Here is a 19,517-nt window from a genome sequence, read left to right as displayed (position 1 = left end):
CCGGCGAACGATTCATTTACCCAGTTTGCGCAGCTCGTCGGACTCGACGACTCGCGTGCCGTTCTGCTCTTCAAGCGCCAGGCGCCACATGGCCCGGGCCAGCTGGCAGGCTTCGATGCCGCGGTATTTCCCGGGGATCAGTCGAGACAGTGGCCCGGCCAGCTGCTCGCCCAGGCGCGGCTCGATACGATCACCCAGCAGCAATGACGGCCGGCAAATGGTCAGTTGTGGCCAGCCCTGCTGTTTCAGGGCTTCTTCCATTTCACCTTTGACCCGGTTGTAGAAAATCGACGACTTGGGATCGGCGCCCAGCGCACTGATCACTATCAGGTGTCGTGCCCCGAGTTCCCGGGCGCGCTTGCCGAAGGCCACCACCAGATCCAGATCCACCGCGCGGAAGGCCGCTTCGGAGCCGGCCTGCTTGATGGTGGTGCCCAGGCAGCAGAAGGCAATTTCCACCTTGCCGCTCAGTTGTGGCAGGAATACCTGCGGATCGCCGACCGGGTTTTCCAGGTGTGGGTGCTTGCTTAGCGGGCGTCTACTGGGTGCCAGAACACGAATGATGGTGGGCTCGTTGAGCAGGCGATCGAGCAGTTGCTCTCCGGTCAGGCCTGAGGCGCCGGCGAGCAGGATGTGCTGAGGCGTCAAGTACATGGTCATTCCCCCTTGATACGATTCCAGCTTAGTTGCTCTGTGCTTCCTTGCTGCCTATAGAGACACTTTGCAGCGCTTTTCGTGCCTGCTGTCTACGCAGTTGTTGCCAGTGGGCAATGACCCCCTTTGGGGCCCAGATTTGTGGTTCCGACGCTTCGAAGCCATCTGCCTGTTCGCGCTCGGCGACGGTGGCCCTGGCCAGTTTGAAGGCATGCTCCAGATCGTCCGTCTGGTTCAGAGCCTGGGCGAACAGCGCGTCGCCGAAATAGGTGAAGTCGGCTTCTTCCGAACAGCCGAAGGATACCCGGTCGGCCTGGGAGGCGGTCATGATCAGGGTCCGTTCATCTTTCAGCGCGGGGATGAAACCGCCGGAATAGCAGGACGAGATGACGATGATCTTGTCGCGATTTTTCAATGGAGCCAGGACGCTGGCCAGCTCATCGGCGGGCAGGTCCGCCAGCTCCAGGCGCGGTTGATCCAGCACCAGTTCGTGTTCACTGGTGCCGTGACTGGTGAGGTAGATGAACACCAGGTCGTCGGGGCTGCTGCGTTCTGCCAGGGTCTGGGCGGCGCGGCGCAGGTTTTCCCGAGTGGCCATCGGCCGGTTCGTCATGTGGTCGCGGTGGTTCACCAGGCGGATCTGGCCATAGGCACCGAAGCGGCTGGCGAGCATGTTGCTGACGTAATCGGCTTCACGCAGGAACACGCTTTGCTTGCCGTCGCCGGCCAGGGTCAGGCTGTAGAGCTTGATGCCTGGAGTGGAGGCGGGCACCTCGTCCAGGGCTTTCTGCAGCAAGTGACCCTGGACCAGCAGGGCGCTTTCCAGTGGGTCGGGCAAGAGCTTGCCGTCGGCGTCACGAACCCGCAGGCCGTTGTTCCACACGCCGCTTTGCACGCTGCCATCGCGCAGCACCAGCACGCCACGGCCTTGATAGTTGTCGCTGTCGAAGCCGCCAATGTAGAAGCTGCCGTCACTGAGGTTGAGGCGCCCCTCGCCGCTGAAGCGCCAGTCGCTGAAGCCGCCGATATAGTGGCTGCCATCGGCACCGATCAACTCGCCCTTGCCGCCCAGGGCGCCTTCCTTGAACTGGCCGATCCACACGTCGCCGTCGGAGTTTTCGTAACGGCCCTTGCCGTTGAGCTGATTGTGTTTGAAACCGCCGACGTAGATGTCGCCCTCGGCGCTGTTGAAGGTGCCGTTGCCCTCCAGTTGGCCGTCGACGAAGTGGCCGGTGAACTGGTTGCCGTTGCCATCGCTGCGCTGGCCTTCACCGTTGGGTTTGCCCTTGGCGAACTGCCCCTGATACTGGCTGCCGTCTTCCAGCTCCAGGCGACCCAGGCCCGAGTACAGGTCGGCCTTGAACTCGCCGCGATAGGTCATGCCGTTTTCTTTGAGGGTGCCTTCGCCGTCCCGGCGGCCGAGCTTGAAGCCGCCGCTGTAGCTGCTGTCCTTGGTGGTCAGGGTGCCTTGACCATGGAACAGGCCCTGCTGGAACTGGCCGCGATAGACCTCGCCATTGCTGCCGTGCCATTCCCCCTGGCCGTGCCATTGGCCCTTGTCGAACTGGCCGGCGTACCAGCTGCCGTTGGGGTAGTCGATGCGTCCCTGTCCCTGGAGCAATCCATTGACCAGGTCGCCACGATAGCGTCCGCCGTCCGGCAGTCGAGCGTCGGGCGGCAATAGCGATTCGCCGTCTCCGCAAGCGCTGAGCAAAAGGGTCAAAACCAGGGGTACAAGTGGGCGCATATCGGGTTCCGGATAATTAGGGGACCGAGTATGCCGCAGCGGTGTGACTTATATATAGAGAGGTTGAGCGAAACAGCGTGAGCTGTTTCGCATCAGGAGCGTTTCAGACGAAGCAGAGCGACAGGGGCTCGGCGATGTAGGCGGGTTTTTCCTCGCCGTCGATCTCCAGGGTGGCGGTGGCCTTGAGCAGCCATTGGCCGGGTTTTTTCTCGGTGACCTCGGTCAGTTCGACCTTGAGCCGTACCTTGGAGTCGACTTTCACCGGCTGGATGAAGCGCACGCTGTCCAGGCCATAGTTGACCACCATCTTCAGGCCCTCGGGCAGCACGAGGATGTCTTCCATCAGTTTGGGGATCAGCGACAGGGTCAGGAAACCGTGGGCAATGGTGGTGCCAAATGGGGTCTTTGCCGCCTTGACCGGATCGACGTGAATGAACTGGAAGTCGCCGGTGGCTTCGGCAAACAGGTTGATTCGCTCCTGGTCAATGGTGAGCCACTGGGAGCGTCCGAGTTCCTTCCCGACATAATCTTTGAGCTCTGCAACAGGAACATAAGGCATTGAGACTCTCCTTGGATCAACGTTTTTTGAGTATTGGACGCAGTACTTTGCGCTCCGGAATATCCACTTTAGATCATCATGGCGATCCTTCCCGGTAAACATCCATGCTTTTGGCGAATGCCGGTTCATAGCGGCTGCGTGCTTATAATGCGCAACGGGATCTGGCTGGAGAGGCGGTATGTTGTTACGCGGTTTGACATGGCTGGTGCTGTTCCAATTGCTCGGCACGGCGCTCAATCACCTGCTGTTGCCCGTGCTTCCCGGGCCGATCATCGGCCTGTTGCTGCTCCTGGTTTTCCTTGTGCTGCGCGGTGAAGTGGGAGAGCCGTTGAGCCAGGCAGCCAGCAGCCTGCTGCGTTATCTGCCGCTGCTGCTGGTGCCGCCTGCCGTGGGCGTGATGGTCTATGCCCGGGATATCGCCGCGGACTTCTGGGCCATCAGTGGCGCGCTGGTGTTGTCGCTGATCATTTCCATGGCCTTTGTCGGCGTGCTGATGCAGCGTCTGGTCAAGCGCCAGGCTCGCCGGGAGGACAGTCAATGATCTTCGATTGGCAAGGTGCCTGGGCGGCGGTGATCCATCACCCGTTGTTCGGCATCGGCATCACTCTGGCGGCCTATCAACTGGTGCTGGCAGCGTTCGAAAAGACCCGCTGGATGTTCCTGCAGCCGGTGCTGGTATCCATGCTGTTGGTGATCGGTGTGTTGCTCGGCTGTGGCCTGAGTTACGCCGAATACCGCAAGAGCACCGAGATCCTGAGCATTCTGCTGGGCCCGGCCACGGTGGCCCTGGCGGTGCCGCTGTATCTCAACCTGCGGCGCATTCGTCAATTGTTCTGGCCAATCTTCACTACGCTGGTGGTGGGTGGGGTGCTGGCTACCAGTCTGGGGGTACTGCTGGGAGGGTGGTTTGGCGCCGAGCACATGATCCTCATGACCATGGCGCCCAAGTCGGTGACTTCGCCCATCGCCATGCTGGTGGCCGAGCAGATCGGTGGGGTGGCGGCGTTGGCGGCGGTATTCGTGTTGATCACCGGGGTGATCGGGGCGATCTTCGGTCCGGCCATTCTCGATCGCCTGGGGGTGCATGGCCCCGAGGCGCGGGGCATGGCGCTGGGCATGACCGCCCACGCCGTGGGCACTTCGGTGGCGTTGCAGGAAAGTGAGGAGTGCGGCGCCTTTGCGGCGCTGGCGATGAGTCTGATGGGCGTGGCCACGGCGGTGCTGCTGCCGTTGGCGGTGTCTTTGCTGGTTTGAGGATGGGTGTATGAGCCTGGCACTGTTTCCCTTGAATACCGTGTTGTTTCCCGACTGCATCCTCGATCTGCAGATTTTCGAGGCGCGCTACCTGGACATGATCGGCCGCTGCATGAAGCAGGGGTGCGGTTTCGGCGTGGTGTGCATTCTCGAGGGCGAGGAGGTCGGCCCAGCAGCGCCCGGCTATGCCCTGGTGGGCTGTGAGGCGCTGATCACCGATTTCCACCAGCAGGACAATGGATTGCTGGGCATCAGGGTCAAGGGTGGCCGGCGTTTTCGCGTGCTCAGCAGTGAAGTGCAGAAGGATCAATTGACCGTGGCCCAGGTCCAGTGGCTGCAAGAGGCCAGCGAGCAGCCGCTGAAGGAGGAGGACGCCGACCTGATCGCCCTGCTCAAGGCCTTGGCCGAGCATCCGATGGTGGAGGCGCTGGACATGGGCAGCGAGGCCGAGGGGCAATTGTCCCTGGCCAATCAACTGGCCTACCTGCTGCCCTTCTCCGAGCAGGACAAGATCGACCTGCTGCAACTGGATGATCCGCAGCAGCGGCTCGATGCCATCCAGCAATTGCTAGACGAACTGCAGGGCGAGCTGTTCGCCTGAGCTGGCACCATGAGCGGTCGCTGCAGGCGGCCCCCCGATTCGTTAATAGGCGTAGCGCAACAGCGCGTGAGGCAGATGCCGGGTGGCCATGAAGCCGCACATCAGCAGCATCACCGGCAGCACTATCCACCAGGCCCTGGCCGGCATCGGCTTGAGCGGGGCCTGCCATTGAATCAGGGTCAGGCTGGCGGCACAGACGCAGGTCGCGAGCATCGCGCCAGCGAGGATGTCGCTGGGCCAATGAGCCCCCAGGTATACCCGCGACAGGGCTATCGAGGCCGCCGGCAGGCAACCTAGCAGTAGCCAGGTCAGGCGCATCCTCGGCGGCTGGCCGCGTCCGGCCAGCACCGCCAAGGTCAGGAACAGCGCAAAGGAGCCCGAGGCGTGGCCGCTGGGCATGCTGTAGCTGGTGAGCGGATCGCTCAGGACTTCAGGTCGCAGGCGGGCGAAAAACCATTTGCTGCCGGTATTGGCCAGGGCGGTGCACATCAGCGTCACACCAGCGAATGCCGCGTGGCGCCATTGCCGCAGGACCAGAAGCAGCAGGGTCAGCACGGCGCTGGTGATGAACATGGCGCGAAACTCGCCGACCTGAGTGATCATCACCATGAGCTTGTCCAGGGTCGGGTCCCGGTGTTCCTGCACCAGCGCGATCAGCCCCTGGTCGAATGCGCTGAGATAGGGATAGCCGATGAACAGCCCGGCCAGAGCCAGCAGGCTGGCACCGGACATCAGCAGTGTCGCCCGGCGGTGGCGGCGCAGGCTGCTGGTGATGCTCAAGCCGATCAGCAGCGCCAGGCCGGCGGCGACGACACCCGCTTGTGGCCAGAAACCTTCGGGCAGCGGCAGGCGGATCGCCGCACCGGTGGCCCAGCCCGGCAGCAGGTATGCCACCGACCAGCCCGCCGCGGCCAGCAGGCTGACGGCCATGAAACGCGGGAAGGGCATGTCGAACATGCCCGCCACCATGGGCAGCATGGGGCGCAGAGGACCGATGAAGCGTCCCACCAACAGACTGGCGATGCCGTAGCGCTGGAAGTAGTTCTCGGCGCCGCTGATCCATTCCGGATGCTGCCGCAGGCCCGGCAGGCGGCGAATGCTCTGGTGAAAGTGGCGTCCCAGCAGGTAGGACACCAGATCCCCGAACAGGCCGCCAAGCAGGCCCAGCAGCAGGGTTTCCCCCAGTGACAGCGCGCCGTTGCCGGCCAGCACGGCAATCGCGAACAGCAGCACCGTGCCTGGGACAATCAGGCCGGCAATGGCCAGGCATTCCACGCAGGCGACGATGAACACGGCGGCGGCCAGCCATTGCGGGTGGGTGGTCAGCCAGGCAGTCACGCTGTCGAGCCATGGGCCCATAAATTCAACTCCATTGTGGATGGCGGTGGGGAGGCGGATGTCGTTTCTTCAGCCGAGGATCAGGTAGTCGCGCCCTTCGACCTGACCGCGTCGCAGCGGGTTCCGAGTGCAGTAGGGGGCGAAGGCGGCATCGACGAAACGGTACATCAGGTGTTCGTCACGGCCATGGGGAATGCCCAGGCGCGTGGTCTGGATGATGTGCGGCACTCTACTGCCGACGTCCTCGACGAACAGGATTTCATGGTCGAAACGTTTTGCATCCCAATTCGCGACTTTGAGGCCCATGGCCTTGCACAGCAGGGTCTGGCCGGCGCAGAGCTTTTGCGCAGGGCGTGGATGACCGCTGGCGTGCGGGTTGTTCAATTGCATCTGCGCCAGGCTGGCCGGGCCGGAGAGCGAGTCGACCCAGGGGTAGCCGGACTTGATCAGCACCGCGTTGCCGGGGCCCTGGGCGCTGAAGTTCAGCGAGTCGCCGCCGCGGGCGTAGTACATATAGATGTGGCCGCCATCCAGAAACAAAGCCTTACGCTTTTCTGTGTAGCCGAGGGAGGCGTGACTGCCTTTTTCCTCGCAGTAATAGGCTTCGGTTTCGATGATGCGCGCGGACAACCAGAGTTCGCCAACCTTGTGGCGGATGACTTTGCCCAGCAGTTCACGAGCGAGCAACTGTGCATCACGGTCGAAAAAGCCGTCAGGCAAGGCTTTGGGCGGCTGCGCGGAGGTCGGAATGGGCATGGCGGCGAGGGTTATGGCGAAAAAAAGTGACGCAATGGTAACAACTCCAGGCTTAATTCAGGCTGAAGCACAAGTATTTACACTCCATTTCGACCATCCGCCCGTGACCGCTGTCCGTGAACGGGCGCGACAGCTATAATCAGCCGCTTTCCTCTTTGCCAAGACCACACCAGACCATGACTGAGTCCGTTCTTGACTACATGACCCGTTTGGGTCGCTCTGCCCGCCAAGCTTCCCGGGTGATTGCCCGTGCCACCACCGCGCAGAAGAATCGTGCGCTGCTGGCGGCTGCCGATGCCTTGGACGCGGCGCGACCGGAGCTGACTGCGGCCAACGAGCAGGACCTGGCCAACGGCCGGGCCAATGGTCTGGAGCCGGCTCTGCTGGATCGTCTGGCGCTGACGCCCGTGCGTATCGACGAGATGATCGAAGGCTTGCGCCAGGTGGCCAAGCTGCCTGACCCCATCGGTGAAATCCGCGATATGCGCTACCTGCCTTCGGGCATTCAGGTGGGCAAGATGCGCGTGCCCCTGGGGGTGATCGGCATCATCTACGAATCGCGTCCGAACGTGACCATCGATGCTGCCAGCCTGTGCCTGAAGTCGGGCAACGCCACCATCCTGCGTGGCGGTTCCGAGGCGATCCATTCCAACCGTGCCATCGCCACCTGCATTCAGCAAGGCCTGGCGGCGGCCGACCTGCCGCCCCACGTGGTGCAGGTGGTGGAAACCACCGACCGCGCTGCGGTGGGTGCGCTGATCACCATGCCCGAATTTGTCGACGTGATCGTGCCCCGTGGCGGCAAGAGTCTCATCGAGCGGGTCAGCCGTGACGCCAAGGTGCCGGTGATCAAGCACCTGGACGGCGTCTGCCACGTGTATATCGATGTGGCGGCGGACCTGGACAAGGCGATTCGCATTGCCGACAACGCCAAGACCCAGCGCTACGCCCCGTGCAACACCATGGAAACCCTGCTGGTTCACGCCGCTATTGCCGAACGTGTATTGCCGCCGCTGGCCGCGATCTATCGCGACAAGGGCGTCGAACTGCGCGGCTGCGCGCAAACCCGCGCGATCCTGGGGGCCGACGTGCTACAAGCCACCGAAGAAGACTGGCGCACCGAGTACACCGCGCCGATTCTCTCGATCCGGGTGCTGGACAACCTGGAGCAGGCCATCGAGCACATCAATACCTATGGCTCGCACCATACCGACTCGATCGTCACCGAGAACTTCAGTGATGCCCGTCGCTTCCTCAACGAAGTGGATTCCAGTTCGGTCATGGTCAACGCCTCGACGCGCTTTGCCGACGGCTTTGAATACGGCCTGGGCGCGGAGATCGGTATCTCCACCGACAAGCTGCATGCCCGTGGCCCAGTGGGCCTGGAAGGCCTGACCAGTGAAAAATACGTAGTTTTCGGCGACGGTCACGTGCGCACTTGATGGGCAAACGTATCGGTCTGCTGGGCGGCACCTTCGATCCAGTGCATATCGGCCACTTGCGTGGCGCGCTGGAGGTGGCGGAATCCATGCAACTCGATGAGCTGCGCCTGACGCCCAGTGCCAGGCCGCCGCATCGGGATACACCGCAGGTGTCGGCGCTCGATCGTCTGGCGATGGTCGAGTGTGCGGTGGCGGGCGTTTCCCCCTTGGTGGTGGACGACCGTGAGCTGAAGCGGGACAAACCGTCCTACACCATCGACACCCTGGAACAGATGCGGGCCGAGTTGGCCGCGGATGACCAGTTGTTTCTGTTACTGGGCTGGGACGCGTTTTGCGGCCTGCCCACCTGGCATCGTTGGGAAGAATTACTCCAGCATTGCCACATCCTGGTGCTGCAACGCCCGGATGCCGACAGCGAGCCTCCGGATGCCTTGCGCAACCTTCTGGCCGCGCGCTCGGTGAGCGACCCACTGGCCCTGCAAGGGCCGGGGGGACACATTGCATTCGTCTGGCAGACGCCGCTTGCGGTGTCCGCCACCCAGATCCGTCAACTGCTGGCCAGCGGTAAGTCGGTACGTTTCCTGGTGCCTGACGCGGTCCTGGCCTATATCGATGCTCACGGACTTTACCGTGCGCCGAACTGAAGGAACGCTGCCGGCCTGTGCTGAGCGGCGTTCCAAACATACGAGCTGAACGAGTTTTATATGACTAACCAAGTAATGAAAGGCGAAGATCTGGTCAAGGTGGCTGTTGCCGCGCTGGAAGACGTCAAGGCCCAGGACGTCCTGGTGATCGATGTTCGCGACAAGCAGAGCATCACTGACTACATGATCATCGCCACCGGTACTTCCAACCGCCAGATCGGCGCGATGCTGGAAAAGGTCCGCGAAATGGTCAAGGCCCAGGGCGTGCGTCCACTGGGTGAAGAAGGCAAGGGCGATAGCGACTGGGTGCTGCTGGACCTGGACGACGTGATCGTGCACATGATGACCGCCTCGGCTCGTCAGTTCTACGACCTGGAGCGTCTGTGGCAGGGCGCCGAGCAGAGCCGCGCGGCTGATGGCAAGCACCACAGCCCGGAGCATGGCCACGAGCACTTCACCAAGCTCAACAAAGACCAGCAATAAGGGACGGCTGTGCGCCTGCGTCTGATTGCTGTCGGTTCACGCATGCCCAAGTGGGTGGAAGAGGGTTGGCACGAATATGCCAAGCGTCTGCCCTCCGAACTGGCGCTGGAACTGGTGGAAATTCCGCTCAATACCCGGGGCAAGAACGCCGACGTGGCTCGCTTCATTCGTCAGGAAGGCGAGGCCATGCTGGCCAAGGTCGGGCATAACGAGCGCATCGTCACCCTTGAGGTCCATGGCAAGCCCTGGAGCACCGAGCAACTGGCGGTGGAACTGGATCGCTGGCGCCTCGATTCGCGCACGGTGAACTTCATGGTCGGCGGCCCGGAAGGGTTGGCGCCGGAAGTTTGTGCGCGAGCCGATCAGCGCTGGTCGCTTTCGCCGCTGACCCTGCCGCATCCGCTGGTGCGGATTCTTATCGGTGAACAGCTGTATCGCGCCTGGACCGTGCTGTCCGGGCACCCTTACCACAAGTAGCCCGCGCCCCTCATGTCCCAGCCGATCCGTATCAAGGACCACGAAAAAGACGCCCGTCTGGTGCGTGGCCGGGTCGTGTTCGGCGCCATTATGGTGATCTGCCTGATTGGCGTGCTGATTGCCCGGCTGTATTACCTGCAGGTGATCCAGTACGACTATCACTCCACGCTTTCAGAGAACAATCGGGTGCATGTGCAGCCGATTCCTCCGACTCGCGGGCTGATTTTCGACCGCAACGGCGTGGTGGTGGCTGATAACCGGCCCAGCTTCAGTCTGAGCATGACCCGGGAGCGTTCCGGTGACTGGCAGCAGGTCCTCGATGTGATCGTCGAGGTGCTGGAGCTGACTCCGGAAGATCGCGTGCTGTTCGAAAAGCGCATGAAGCAGGGGCGGCGTCCCTTCGAGCCGGTGCCGATCCTGTTCGAGCTGACCGAAGAGCAGATCGCCCGAATCGCGGTGAACCAGTTCCGTCTGCCCGGGGTGGAAGTGGTGGCCCAGTTGGTCCGGCATTACCCTCAGGGCGCGCACTTTGCGCATTCCGTGGGCTACATGGGGCGGATCAACGAGAAAGAGCTGAAGTCCCTGGACCCGGTGAACTACAGCGGCACCCACCACATCGGCAAGACCGGCATCGAGCGCTTCTACGAGCCGGAACTGCACGGCCAGGTAGGCTATGAAGAGGTGGAAACCAACGCTCGTGGGCGGGTGCTGCGAGTGCTCAAGCGCACCGATCCGATTCCCGGCAAGGATATTGTCCTGAGCCTGGACATCAAACTGCAGGAAGCTGCGGAGCTGGCCCTGGGCGGGCGCCGTGGCGCGGTGGTGGCGCTGGATCCGAACACCGGTGAAGTGCTGGCGATGGTCAGCCAGCCGAGCTTCGATCCCAATCTGTTCGTCACCGGCATCAGCTTCAAGGCCTATGCCGAGTTGCGCGACTCGATCGACCGGCCACTGTTCAACCGGGTGCTGCGCGGCCTGTATCCACCGGGCTCGACCATCAAGCCCGCGGTAGCCATTGCCGGGCTGGATGCCGGGGTGGTGACGGCCTCGTCCCGCGTCTACGACCCGGGTTACTACCAGTTGCCCAACTACGACCACAAGTACCGTAACTGGAACCGTACCGGTGACGGTTATGTCGACCTGGATACCGCGATCATGCGGTCCAATGACACCTATTTCTACGACCTGGCCCACAAGCTGGGCATCGATCGGCTCTCGGCCTACCTGAGCAAGTTCGGGATCGGCCAGAAGGTCTCCCTGGACATGTTCGAGGAGTCCCCGGGGCTGATGCCGACTCGTGAATGGAAGCGCGCGACCCGGCGCCAGGCCTGGTTCCCGGGGGAAACCCTGATCCTCGGGATCGGCCAGGGCTACATGCAGTCCACGCCGTTGCAACTGGCCCAGGCCACTGCGCTGGTTGCCAGCAAGGGCAAGTGGAACCGGCCGCACCTGGCCAAGAGCATCGAAGGCGAGAAGCCGGTGGATCACAATCCGATGCCGGACATCGTCCTGCGCGATCAGTCGGATTGGCTGAAGGTCAATCACGGTATGCAGCAGGTGATGCACGGTGCCCGGGGCACGGCGCGCAAGGCTGCAATCGGATCGCCTTATCGCATTGCCGGCAAGAGTGGTACGGCCCAGGTGGTGGCCATCAAGCAGGGCGAGAAGTATGACCGCTCCAAGGTTCAGGAACGGCACCGCGACCACGCCCTGTTTGTCGGTTTCGCCCCGGCGGAAAACCCGAAAATCGTGGTTTCGGTCATGGTCGAGAACGGTGAGTCGGGTTCTGGGGTCGCCGCTCCGGTGGTGCGTCAGGTGATGGACGCCTGGCTTCTCGGCCAGGATGGCCAGCTCAAGCCCGAGTTCGCCAGCCCTATCAGCGCGGAGGCTACGGCCCGTGAAGAGTAATTTTGACCGCATCCTCTCCAGTGAGGATGTGATGCGTCGCCGCGCGACGCTGCTGCAGCGCCTGCATATCGACGGCCCGTTGCTGGTGCTGCTGCTGACGCTGGCCGCCGGTAGCCTGTTCGTGCTGTATTCGGCCAGCGGCAAGAGCTGGGATCTTTTGGCCAAGCAGGCCACGTCCTTTGGTATCGGCCTGGTGTCGATGATTGTCATCGCCCAGTTCGAGCCGCGGTTCATGGCGCGCTGGGTGCCCCTGGCTTATGTGTTCGGCGTGGTGTTGCTGGTGGTGGTGGACGTCATGGGCCACAACGCCATGGGGGCGACCCGCTGGATCAACATTCCCGGGGTGATCCGCTTCCAGCCGTCGGAGTTCATGAAGATCATCATGCCGGCGACCATCGCCTGGTACCTGTCCAAGCGTACGCTGCCGCCGCATCTCAAGCATGTGGGGATCAGCCTGATCCTGATCGGCATTCCGTTCATCCTGATCGTGCGCCAACCGGACCTGGGGACGGCCTTGCTGATCCTGGCCGGCGGCACTTTCGTACTGTTCATGGGCGGCCTGCGCTGGCGCTGGATCCTCAGCGTGCTGGCGGCCGCGGTGCCCGTGGCGATCGCCATGTGGTTCTTCATCATGCATGACTACCAGAAGCAGCGGATCCTGACGTTCCTCGACCCTGAAAGCGACCCCCTGGGCACTGGCTGGAACATCATCCAGTCCAAGGCGGCGATCGGTTCCGGTGGGGTTTTCGGCAAGGGCTGGTTGCTGGGTACCCAGTCGCACCTGGACTTTCTGCCGGAGAGCCACACCGACTTCATCATTGCGGTCATGGGGGAGGAGTTCGGCCTGGTGGGCATCTGTGCGCTGCTGCTGATCTACCTGCTGTTGATCGGGCGTGGGCTGGTGATCACCGCCCAGGCGCAGACACTGTTCGGCAAGTTGCTCGCGGGCAGCCTGACCATGACGTTTTTTGTTTACGTTTTCGTCAACATCGGTATGGTCAGTGGCTTGTTGCCGGTGGTGGGCGTGCCGTTGCCGTTCATTAGCTACGGAGGAACTTCGCTGGTGACACTACTGTCAGCGTTTGGGGTTTTGATGTCGATCCATACCCATCGCAAGTGGATCGCGCAGGTTTGATTAAGGTGAAGAATTCAATGCAAGCAATGCGTGGCTGGGCCGCTCGGTATGCGCCGTGGGTCGGTCTGGTAGGCATCCTGGGTGCAGCGCAAACCGCGTTCGCCGGTGATTACGAAGGTTCGCCGCAAGTGGCCGAATTCGTTGGCGAAATGACTCGGGACTATGGTTTCGCCGGGGAACAGCTGATGGGCGTGTTCCGCGAGGCCGAGCGCAAGCAGTCGATTCTTGACGCCATTTCGCGGCCTGCCGAGCGGGTCAAGCAGTGGAAGGAATACCGGCCGATGTTCATCACCGACGCGCGCATTGCCCGCGGAGTGGACTTCTGGCGTCAGCACGAGGCGGTCCTGGCCCGCGCTGAACAGGAATACGGCGTGCCGGCCCAGGTCATAGTGTCGATCATTGGGGTTGAAACCTTTTTCGGTCGAAATACCGGGAATTACCGTGTAATCGACGCATTATCGACCCTGGGCTTCGATTATCCGCCGCGGGCCGAGTTTTTCCGCAAGGAGTTGCGCGAATTCCTGCTGCTGGCCCGCGAAGAGCAGCTCGATCCGCTGAGTCTCAAGGGGTCCTACGCCGGGGCCATGGGGCTGCCGCAGTTCATGCCCAGCAGTTTTCGCGCCTATGCGGTGGATTTTGACGGCGATGGGCACATCAATATCTGGACCAACCCGGACGATGCCATTGGCAGCGTGGCCAGTTACTTCAAGCGCCATGGCTGGGTCGCCGGCGAGCCGGTGGTCAGTCGCGCCGATGTGCGTGGCGATCGCGTGGACGAAGGCCTGACCACGGGGATCGAACCGACCAAGACGGTGGGGGAGTTGCGAGCCCTGGGCTGGTCGAGTCATGATGCGCTGCGCGATGATATGCCGGTCACCGCTTTCCGCCTGGAAGGTGACAATGGCCCGGAATATTGGATGGGCCTGAAGAATTTTTACGCGATCACTCGCTATAACCGCAGCGTGATGTATGCCATGGCCGTACATCAGTTGTCTGAACAGCTGGTCCAAGCACGGGGCGTCAAGTAATGCTGGCAATGCCAATCCGCAAACCCCTGAAGCTGGTGGCTTTTGCCGCGTTGTCCTTGCTGGTGGTCAGTTGCTCGACGAGCCGCTCGCCGCAGCAGAAATCCTCGAATGGCGTGCGCTCCATGCCTGGGCTGGACGTCAACCGTGCCCACAAGGATGGCGCGCCTTGGTGGGATGTAGACGTTTCGCGGATCCCCGATGCGACCCCGACCCTGCATACCGGCCCTTACAAGGCCAATCCGTACACGGTGCTGGGCAAGACCTACTTCCCCATCCAGGAGTCGAAGAACTACGTGGCTTCCGGCACGGCCTCCTGGTACGGCACCAAGTTCCATGGCCAGAACACTGCCAATGGCGAGGTCTATGACCTGTATGGCATGAGTGCCGCACACAAGACCCTGCCATTGCCCAGCTACGTCAAGGTCACCAATCTGGACAACAACCGCAGCGTGATCCTGCGGGTCAACGACCGCGGTCCGTTCTATTCCGACCGGATCATCGACCTGTCCTACGCGGCGGCGAAAAAGCTCGGTTATGCCGAAACCGGCACCGCCCGGGTCAAGGTCGAGGGCATCGATCCGCAGCAGTGGTGGGCTCAGCGTGGCCGTCCGGCGCCGTTGATGCTCAACGAGCCGCAAGTGGCGCAAAATAGCGCGCCGGTGGTCACCGCCTCGACCGGCACTGTCGAGCAATGGACGCCGCCGCCTCAGCAGCACGCGGCCGCAGTGGTCCCGGTACAAGTGAAGAACACCGCTCCAGCAGGCTCCGGGCAGTATCTGCAGGTGGGCGCCTTCGCGAACCCGGACGCTGCCGAGCTGTTGCGGTCGAAATTGAGCAGCATGGTGAGCGCTCCGGTGTTCATCAGCTCGATCGTGCGCAACCAGCAGACGCTGCATCGGGTCCGCCTGGGGCCATTTGGCACGCCGGGTGAGGCCCAGCAAGCACAGAACAGCGTGCGCTTGGCCAACCTTGGGCAGCCCAGCGTGGTCACTGCCGAGTAGGAAATTGAAGATTGAAGGTCCGCTTGCGGTATTGGGGGGCGGGCCCTGGTTGTTGGCTCGACGAACAACAAAAGCCCGGCAAGGGTCAGTGAGTGAACAACTGCACACGCGACAGCCCTTTAGAAGGCTGTCTGAAATAGTTTTGCCCTCCCGGGCAAGTTTCCATTAGCAACTTCGAGAGACGGATGAACATCACCACCTTTGCCAAACGCCTGTGCCTGCTTGTCCCGCTGATCATCACGCCCGCCGCCTGGGCGGTCGAAGCGATGCCGTCGCCACCGCAACTGGCCGCCAAATCCTATGTGCTCATGGACGCCAGCAGCGGTAACGTGCTGGTGGAGAACAATGGTGACCAGCGCCTGCCACCGGCCAGCCTGACCAAGCTGATGACCGCGTACATCGCGACCCTGGAGATCCGTCGCGGTCAGATCGGCGAGAACGATCCGGTGACCGTCAGCGAGAACGCCTGGCGTACCGGCGGTTCGCGGATGTTCATCAAGGTGGGCTCGCAAGTCACCGTCAGCGACCTGCTGCACGGGATCATCATCCAGTCGGGTAACGACGCCAGCGTCGCGGTTTCCGAGCACATTGCCGGCAGCGAAGACGCCTTTGCCGACATGATGAACAAGACCGCGGCCGACCTGGGCATGAGCAACAGCCACTTCATGAACCCTACCGGTCTGCCGAATCCTGAGCACTATTCGTCGGCTCACGACATGGCGGTGCTGGCGCGAGCGATCATCCACGAAGACCCGGCCCACTACGCCATCTACTCGCAGAAAGAGTTCTTCTGGAACGGCATCAAGCAGCCCAACCGCAACCTCTTGCTGTGGCGCGACAAGACCGTCGACGGTCTGAAAACCGGCCACACTGACGAGGCTGGCTACTGCATGGTGTCTTCTGCTGTGCGTGATGGCATGCGCCTGATCGCCGTGGTGTTCGGCACCAACAGCGAACAGGCCCGCGCCGCCGAAACCCAGAAGCTGCTGACCTATGGCTTCCGCTTCTTCGAAACCCAGACCTTCTACCAGAAGGGCACCGAGCTGGCCCAGGCCCAGGTCTGGAAAGGCACCACTCATCAGGTCAAGGCCGGTCTGGCCGAAGATCTGACCATGACCATGCCTAAAGGCCAATTGAAAAAACTGGCGGCCAGCATGACCATGAACCCGCACCTGGTCGCGCCGATCGCCAAGGGTGACGTAATTGGTAAAGTCGAAGTGAAGCTGGACGATAAGGTGGTGCACAGCGCCGACCTGATCGCTCTGGAAGCGGTCGACGAAGGTGGTATCTTCCGCCGCATGTGGGATAGCATCCGCCTATTCTTCTACGGCTTGTTCAACTGATATTGTCGACCTGCATGGCCCTCGCTCCGAAGTGGATCGAGGGCCATGTCCGTCGTCCGGCTTACGAGGCCGTTACTGCCATGACAGACACTGACGTTAAGTCGCACAAGATTGAATTTCCCGTCGATGACTATCCGATCAAGGTGATCGGTGACACGGTTGTCGGCTTCAAGGACACCGTGATCGAGATCCTTGCCAAGTACGCCACTCTGGACATCAAGTCCCTGGCCGAGCGTCAGAGCAGCAACGGCAAGTACACCACGGTACAACTGCACATCACCGCCACCGGCGAAGACCAACTGCGTGATATCAATAGTGCCCTGCGTGCTACCGGTGTCGTCCACATGGTGCTGTGATGCCGCAGACGCTGGGCTTTCGTGAGCTTGGCCTGATGGCCTACGAACCGGTCTGGCAGGCCATGCAGCGCTTTACCAATGAACGCGGCACCAGCGCACCGGACGAAGTCTGGCTGGTGCAGCATCCTCCGGTGTTTACCCAGGGTCAGGCGGGCAAGGCCGAGCATCTGCTGTTGCCGGGAGATATTCCGGTGGTGCAGGCCGACCGCGGCGGGCAGGTGACGTATCACGGCCCAGGCCAGTTGGTGGCCTACTTGCTGCTGGATGTACGCAGGCTGGGATTCGGCGTGCGTGATCTGGTCAGCCGCATGGAGCAATGCCTGGTGGAGTTGCTGGCCAGCTATGGCGTGCCGGCGGCGGCCAAGCCCGATGCACCGGGGGTCTACGTCGACGGGGCGAAAATTGCCTCGCTGGGTCTGCGTATCCGCCACGGATGCTCCTTTCACGGCCTGGCCTTGAACGTGGACATGGACTTGCAGCCGTTTCGACGGATTAACCCCTGTGGCTATGCCGGGTTGGCGATGACCCAACTGAGCGACCATGCAGGGCCGATTGAATTTGCCGAGGTAAGTGCCCGGCTGCGTGCGCAGCTCGTCAAACACCTCGACTATGCTGAGCAGACGACCCTAACGGGCGGAATCGACTGATATGACTACTGCGCAAGACGCTGTTGAAACCCTGATCCCGACGCTGGATGTATCCGAGCGGGCGGCCCGTCCGAAAGTTGAAACCGGCGTCAAATTGCGCGGTGCGGAAAAGGTCGCGCGCATTCCGGTGAAGATCATTCCGACCACCGAGCTGCCGAAGAAGCCGGACTGGATTCGCGTACGTATTCCAGTCTCGCCGGAAGTCGACCGGATCAAGCAGTTGCTGCGCAAGCACAAGCTGCACAGCGTCTGCGAAGAGGCGTCCTGTCCGAACCTGGGCGAATGTTTCTCCGGCGGTACCGCGACCTTCATGATCATGGGCGACATCTGCACCCGTCGCTGCCCCTTCTGTGACGTTGGCCACGGCCGTCCAAAACCGTTGGATGTCGATGAGCCGATGAACCTGGCGGTGGCCATCGCCGACCTGCGCCTGAAGTACGTGGTGATCACCTCGGTAGACCGTGATGACCTGCGTGATGGCGGTGCCCAGCACTTTGCCGACTGCATTCGCGAGATTCGCAAACTGTCGCCTAACGTTCAGCTGGAAACCCTGGTTCCCGATTATCGTGGTCGCATGGACATCGCCCTGGAAATTACCGCCGCCACGCCGCCGGATGTGTTCAATCACAACCTGGAAACCGTGCCGCGCCTGTACAAGGCGGCGCGTCCAGGCTCGGACTACCAGTGGTCGCTGACCCTGCTGCAGAAGTTCAAGCAACTGGTACCCCATGTACCGACCAAGTCCGGCTTGATGCTGGGCCTGGGCGAAACCGACGATGAAGTCATCGAAGTCATGAAGCGCATGCGCGAGCACGACATCGATATGCTGACCCTCGGCCAGTACCTGCAGCCGTCGCGCAACCACCTGCCGGTGCAACGCTTCGTGCACCCGGACACCTTCGCCTGGTTCGCCGAGGAAGGTTACAAGATGGGCTTCAAGAACGTCGCTTCCGGCCCGCTGGTACGTTCCTCGTATCACGCCGACGAACAAGCGAAGCTGGCCAAGGAAGGCCTGGTTTCCTGATGTCCCCCGCCCGCAAGGTTCCGGCCTTGCGGGCAATTTTGCCGCTGTTTGGCATGCTTTCTGCGCTGCGCCTTCCTTGTATTCTCCGTGGGTGATTTCCCCTCTTCTGTTTAGTGGCATTCATGGCTACTGTGCTGGGGTGAATTCACACAGGGAGAATCTGCATGCCCATCCAACCCACTGCTGCCCTTCACGCTCATCTGCCGGTGCCGGCATTGGCGGCGGAAGGCGTCATTGGCCTTATCGCCCCCGCCGGTCCTGCTGCTCTGGATACCGAAAAAGCCTGCCAATGGATGCGTTCCAGGGGCTATACGCTGCGGATCTTCCCTGGCGTAGGTCAACAGGATGGCTACCTGGCAGGCAGTGATCAGGTCCGTCTCGATGACTTGCACGGGGCTTTTGCCGATAGCGAAATCGACGCCATTGTGTGTTTACGCGGGGGCTATGGCAGCCCGCGCTTGCTGGACAAGATCGACTTCGAGCTGTTGCGACGCAATCCCAAGCCGTTTGTCGGCTACAGCGACATCACTGCCCTGCACCTGGCGATCAATCGCTATGCGGGCTTTGTCAGCTTTCACGGACCCATGCTCAACGCCGACCTGCTGGGCGGCAAGCAGGCGCCAACCGAGGCGGCGTTTTTCAACATGCTCAGAGGACAGGTCAAGAGCGGCAGCCTGCTCCCCCATCCGGTAGCTTTTCCCTTGACCACGGTGGAGCCGGGTATCGCCCAAGGGCCGCTGGTGGGTGGCAACCTGTCACTGATTGCCAGTACCTTGGGCACGCCTTACGAAATCAACACCGGCGGCGTGATTCTGTTTATCGAAGACGTCAACGAGCCGCTGTACCGCATCGACCGCTTGCTCAATCACCTGCGCCTGGCCGGCAAGCTGGAGGGGTTGCGCGGGGTCTTGGTCGGGGATGTGGCCGGTGTGGATTTCACCGCGTTGTGCGCGTTGCTCAAGCAGGTCTTCGAGCCCTTGCGGATTCCGGTGCTGGCGGGATGGCGCAGTGGTCATTGCGATCCGAACCTGACCTTGCCGATGGGGGCGCTGGTCAAGCTGGATGCAGGGGCCAGGGAATTGACCCTGGCTCAGGATGTGGTGTTCAAGTAAGGCGCGTG

At 61.9% G+C, this 19,517-nt stretch carries 21 protein-coding genes; 16 read left to right on the top strand and 5 right to left on the bottom strand.

Annotated features, from left to right (window positions below; genetic code table 11):
- Positions 1-12: 12 nt before the first annotated feature.
- The 3 genes from DNK59_RS27315 to DNK59_RS27305 form a co-directional block, all read right to left on the bottom strand.
- Entirely contained in the window at positions 13-654 is a 642-nt protein-coding gene (locus DNK59_RS27315) for an oxidoreductase (RefSeq protein WP_110725275.1), read from the bottom strand.
- Positions 655-682: 28 nt separating this feature from the next.
- Positions 683-2,401, bottom strand: coding sequence for a C13 family peptidase (locus tag DNK59_RS27310; RefSeq protein ID WP_092309626.1), 1,719 nt, complete (start codon positions 2,399-2,401; stop codon positions 683-685).
- A 103-nt stretch (positions 2,402-2,504) separates the two neighbouring features.
- A complete protein-coding gene (locus DNK59_RS27305) occupies positions 2,505-2,960 on the bottom strand; it encodes a MaoC family dehydratase (protein ID WP_092309630.1) in 456 nt (151 codons plus the stop codon).
- A gap of 178 nt (positions 2,961-3,138) precedes the next feature.
- Between DNK59_RS27305 and DNK59_RS27300 the strand changes: the two genes are divergently transcribed.
- Genes DNK59_RS27300 through DNK59_RS27290 form a run of 3 tightly spaced genes read left to right on the top strand, consistent with a single transcriptional unit; the run spans position 3,139 to position 4,815 of the window.
- The gene (locus tag DNK59_RS27300) at positions 3,139-3,501 is read left to right on the top strand and encodes a CidA/LrgA family protein (protein WP_092309633.1); all 363 of its coding nucleotides are present in this window, start codon (positions 3,139-3,141) and stop codon (positions 3,499-3,501) included.
- Positions 3,498-4,214, top strand: a complete 717-nt coding sequence (locus DNK59_RS27295; RefSeq protein WP_110725212.1) for an LrgB family protein — start codon at positions 3,498-3,500, stop codon at positions 4,212-4,214. The genes DNK59_RS27300 and DNK59_RS27295 overlap by 4 nt, the downstream gene beginning before the upstream one ends.
- 10 nt (positions 4,215-4,224) lie before the next feature.
- Entirely contained in the window at positions 4,225-4,815 is a 591-nt protein-coding gene (locus tag DNK59_RS27290; RefSeq protein WP_060841263.1) for an LON peptidase substrate-binding domain-containing protein, read from the top strand.
- A gap of 42 nt (positions 4,816-4,857) precedes the next feature.
- On the opposite strand, the gene DNK59_RS27285 is transcribed toward DNK59_RS27290, so the two are convergent.
- Both DNK59_RS27285 and DNK59_RS27280 read right to left on the bottom strand, forming a co-directional pair.
- Positions 4,858-6,174, bottom strand: a complete 1,317-nt coding sequence (locus DNK59_RS27285; protein ID WP_110725211.1) for a bifunctional DedA family/phosphatase PAP2 family protein — start codon at positions 6,172-6,174, stop codon at positions 4,858-4,860.
- 48 nt (positions 6,175-6,222) lie between these two features.
- Positions 6,223-6,909 carry a DNA-3-methyladenine glycosylase gene (locus tag DNK59_RS27280; protein WP_110725210.1) on the bottom strand — a complete coding sequence of 229 codons (687 nt, stop codon included), beginning with the start codon at positions 6,907-6,909 and terminating at the stop codon, positions 6,223-6,225.
- A gap of 176 nt (positions 6,910-7,085) precedes the next feature.
- On the opposite strand from DNK59_RS27280, the gene DNK59_RS27275 reads away from it, so the two are divergent.
- From DNK59_RS27275 to DNK59_RS27215, 13 genes are all read left to right on the top strand, one after another.
- A complete protein-coding gene (locus tag DNK59_RS27275) occupies positions 7,086-8,351 on the top strand; it encodes a glutamate-5-semialdehyde dehydrogenase (protein ID WP_092309646.1) in 1,266 nt (421 codons plus the stop codon).
- Positions 8,351-8,995 carry a nicotinate-nucleotide adenylyltransferase gene (gene nadD / locus DNK59_RS27270; protein ID WP_092309649.1) on the top strand — a complete coding sequence of 215 codons (645 nt, stop codon included), beginning with the start codon at positions 8,351-8,353 and terminating at the stop codon, positions 8,993-8,995. Before DNK59_RS27275 ends, nadD begins: the two co-directional genes overlap by 1 nt.
- 60 nt (positions 8,996-9,055) lie before the next feature.
- Complete coding sequence (gene rsfS, locus DNK59_RS27265) at positions 9,056-9,478, top strand: ribosome silencing factor (RefSeq protein WP_015637171.1); 423 nt, start codon at positions 9,056-9,058, stop codon at positions 9,476-9,478.
- 9 nt (positions 9,479-9,487) lie between these two features.
- Positions 9,488-9,955, top strand: a complete 468-nt coding sequence (gene rlmH, locus DNK59_RS27260) for a 23S rRNA (pseudouridine(1915)-N(3))-methyltransferase RlmH (protein ID WP_011063671.1) — start codon at positions 9,488-9,490, stop codon at positions 9,953-9,955.
- 12 nt (positions 9,956-9,967) lie between these two features.
- Entirely contained in the window at positions 9,968-11,863 is a 1,896-nt protein-coding gene (mrdA, locus tag DNK59_RS27255) for a penicillin-binding protein 2 (protein WP_092309652.1), read from the top strand.
- Positions 11,864-11,894: 31 nt separating this feature from the next.
- Positions 11,895-12,998, top strand: coding sequence for a rod shape-determining protein RodA (gene rodA, locus DNK59_RS27250; protein WP_047306242.1), 1,104 nt, complete (start codon positions 11,895-11,897; stop codon positions 12,996-12,998).
- A gap of 5 nt (positions 12,999-13,003) precedes the next feature.
- On the top strand, positions 13,004-14,026 hold the full coding sequence (gene mltB, locus DNK59_RS27245; RefSeq protein ID WP_177431312.1) for a lytic murein transglycosylase B: 1,023 nt from the start codon (positions 13,004-13,006) through the stop codon (positions 14,024-14,026).
- On the top strand, positions 14,026-15,027 hold the full coding sequence (locus DNK59_RS27240) for a septal ring lytic transglycosylase RlpA family protein (protein WP_110725209.1): 1,002 nt from the start codon (positions 14,026-14,028) through the stop codon (positions 15,025-15,027). The genes mltB and DNK59_RS27240 overlap by 1 nt, the downstream gene beginning before the upstream one ends.
- A 185-nt stretch (positions 15,028-15,212) precedes the next feature.
- Positions 15,213-16,370 (top strand): D-alanyl-D-alanine carboxypeptidase family protein, encoded by a 1,158-nt coding sequence (locus tag DNK59_RS27235; protein WP_092309661.1) that lies wholly within the window; start codon positions 15,213-15,215, stop codon positions 16,368-16,370.
- An 80-nt stretch (positions 16,371-16,450) separates the two neighbouring features.
- Positions 16,451-16,726 (top strand): DUF493 domain-containing protein, encoded by a 276-nt coding sequence (locus DNK59_RS27230; RefSeq protein ID WP_025129297.1) that lies wholly within the window; start codon positions 16,451-16,453, stop codon positions 16,724-16,726.
- Positions 16,726-17,373 carry a lipoyl(octanoyl) transferase LipB gene (gene lipB / locus DNK59_RS27225; protein WP_047306229.1) on the top strand — a complete coding sequence of 216 codons (648 nt, stop codon included), beginning with the start codon at positions 16,726-16,728 and terminating at the stop codon, positions 17,371-17,373. Before DNK59_RS27230 ends, lipB begins: the two co-directional genes overlap by 1 nt.
- A gap of 1 nt (position 17,374) precedes the next feature.
- The gene (lipA, locus tag DNK59_RS27220; RefSeq protein ID WP_092309664.1) at positions 17,375-18,397 is read left to right on the top strand and encodes a lipoyl synthase; all 1,023 of its coding nucleotides are present in this window, start codon (positions 17,375-17,377) and stop codon (positions 18,395-18,397) included.
- Between the two features lie 164 nt (positions 18,398-18,561).
- Positions 18,562-19,509 carry an LD-carboxypeptidase gene (locus tag DNK59_RS27215; RefSeq protein ID WP_110725208.1) on the top strand — a complete coding sequence of 316 codons (948 nt, stop codon included), beginning with the start codon at positions 18,562-18,564 and terminating at the stop codon, positions 19,507-19,509.
- Positions 19,510-19,517: the final 8 nt, after the last annotated feature.

Source organism: Pseudomonas sp. TKO26 (genome assembly GCF_003225665.1).
Taxonomy (GTDB): Bacteria; Pseudomonadota; Gammaproteobacteria; order Pseudomonadales; family Pseudomonadaceae; genus Aquipseudomonas; species Aquipseudomonas saponiphila.
This window is presented reverse-complemented; position numbering and strand designations above follow the sequence as displayed.

What these genes read in the sequence shown, in the direction of transcription:
- DNK59_RS27315 (WP_110725275.1), bottom strand. Translation starts at nt 654, where the DNA reads ATGTACTTGACGCCTCAGCACATCCTGCTCGCCGGCGCCTCAGGCCTG.
- DNK59_RS27310 (WP_092309626.1), bottom strand. Translation starts at nt 2,401, where the DNA reads ATGCGCCCACTTGTACCCCTGGTTTTGACCCTTTTGCTCAGCGCTTGC.
- DNK59_RS27305 (WP_092309630.1), bottom strand. Translation starts at nt 2,960, where the DNA reads ATGCCTTATGTTCCTGTTGCAGAGCTCAAAGATTATGTCGGGAAGGAA.
- DNK59_RS27300 (WP_092309633.1), top strand. Translation starts at nt 3,139, where the DNA reads ATGTTGTTACGCGGTTTGACATGGCTGGTGCTGTTCCAATTGCTCGGC.
- DNK59_RS27295 (WP_110725212.1), top strand. Translation starts at nt 3,498, where the DNA reads ATGATCTTCGATTGGCAAGGTGCCTGGGCGGCGGTGATCCATCACCCG.
- DNK59_RS27290 (WP_060841263.1), top strand. Translation starts at nt 4,225, where the DNA reads ATGAGCCTGGCACTGTTTCCCTTGAATACCGTGTTGTTTCCCGACTGC.
- DNK59_RS27285 (WP_110725211.1), bottom strand. Translation starts at nt 6,174, where the DNA reads ATGGGCCCATGGCTCGACAGCGTGACTGCCTGGCTGACCACCCACCCG.
- DNK59_RS27280 (WP_110725210.1), bottom strand. Translation starts at nt 6,909, where the DNA reads ATGCCCATTCCGACCTCCGCGCAGCCGCCCAAAGCCTTGCCTGACGGC.
- DNK59_RS27275 (WP_092309646.1), top strand. Translation starts at nt 7,086, where the DNA reads ATGACTGAGTCCGTTCTTGACTACATGACCCGTTTGGGTCGCTCTGCC.
- nadD (WP_092309649.1), top strand. Translation starts at nt 8,351, where the DNA reads ATGGGCAAACGTATCGGTCTGCTGGGCGGCACCTTCGATCCAGTGCAT.
- rsfS (WP_015637171.1), top strand. Translation starts at nt 9,056, where the DNA reads ATGACTAACCAAGTAATGAAAGGCGAAGATCTGGTCAAGGTGGCTGTT.
- mrdA (WP_092309652.1), top strand. Translation starts at nt 9,968, where the DNA reads ATGTCCCAGCCGATCCGTATCAAGGACCACGAAAAAGACGCCCGTCTG.
- rodA (WP_047306242.1), top strand. Translation starts at nt 11,895, where the DNA reads ATGCGTCGCCGCGCGACGCTGCTGCAGCGCCTGCATATCGACGGCCCG.
- DNK59_RS27240 (WP_110725209.1), top strand. Translation starts at nt 14,026, where the DNA reads ATGCTGGCAATGCCAATCCGCAAACCCCTGAAGCTGGTGGCTTTTGCC.
- DNK59_RS27235 (WP_092309661.1), top strand. Translation starts at nt 15,213, where the DNA reads ATGAACATCACCACCTTTGCCAAACGCCTGTGCCTGCTTGTCCCGCTG.
- DNK59_RS27230 (WP_025129297.1), top strand. Translation starts at nt 16,451, where the DNA reads ATGACAGACACTGACGTTAAGTCGCACAAGATTGAATTTCCCGTCGAT.
- lipB (WP_047306229.1), top strand. Translation starts at nt 16,726, where the DNA reads ATGCCGCAGACGCTGGGCTTTCGTGAGCTTGGCCTGATGGCCTACGAA.
- lipA (WP_092309664.1), top strand. Translation starts at nt 17,375, where the DNA reads ATGACTACTGCGCAAGACGCTGTTGAAACCCTGATCCCGACGCTGGAT.
- DNK59_RS27215 (WP_110725208.1), top strand. Translation starts at nt 18,562, where the DNA reads ATGCCCATCCAACCCACTGCTGCCCTTCACGCTCATCTGCCGGTGCCG.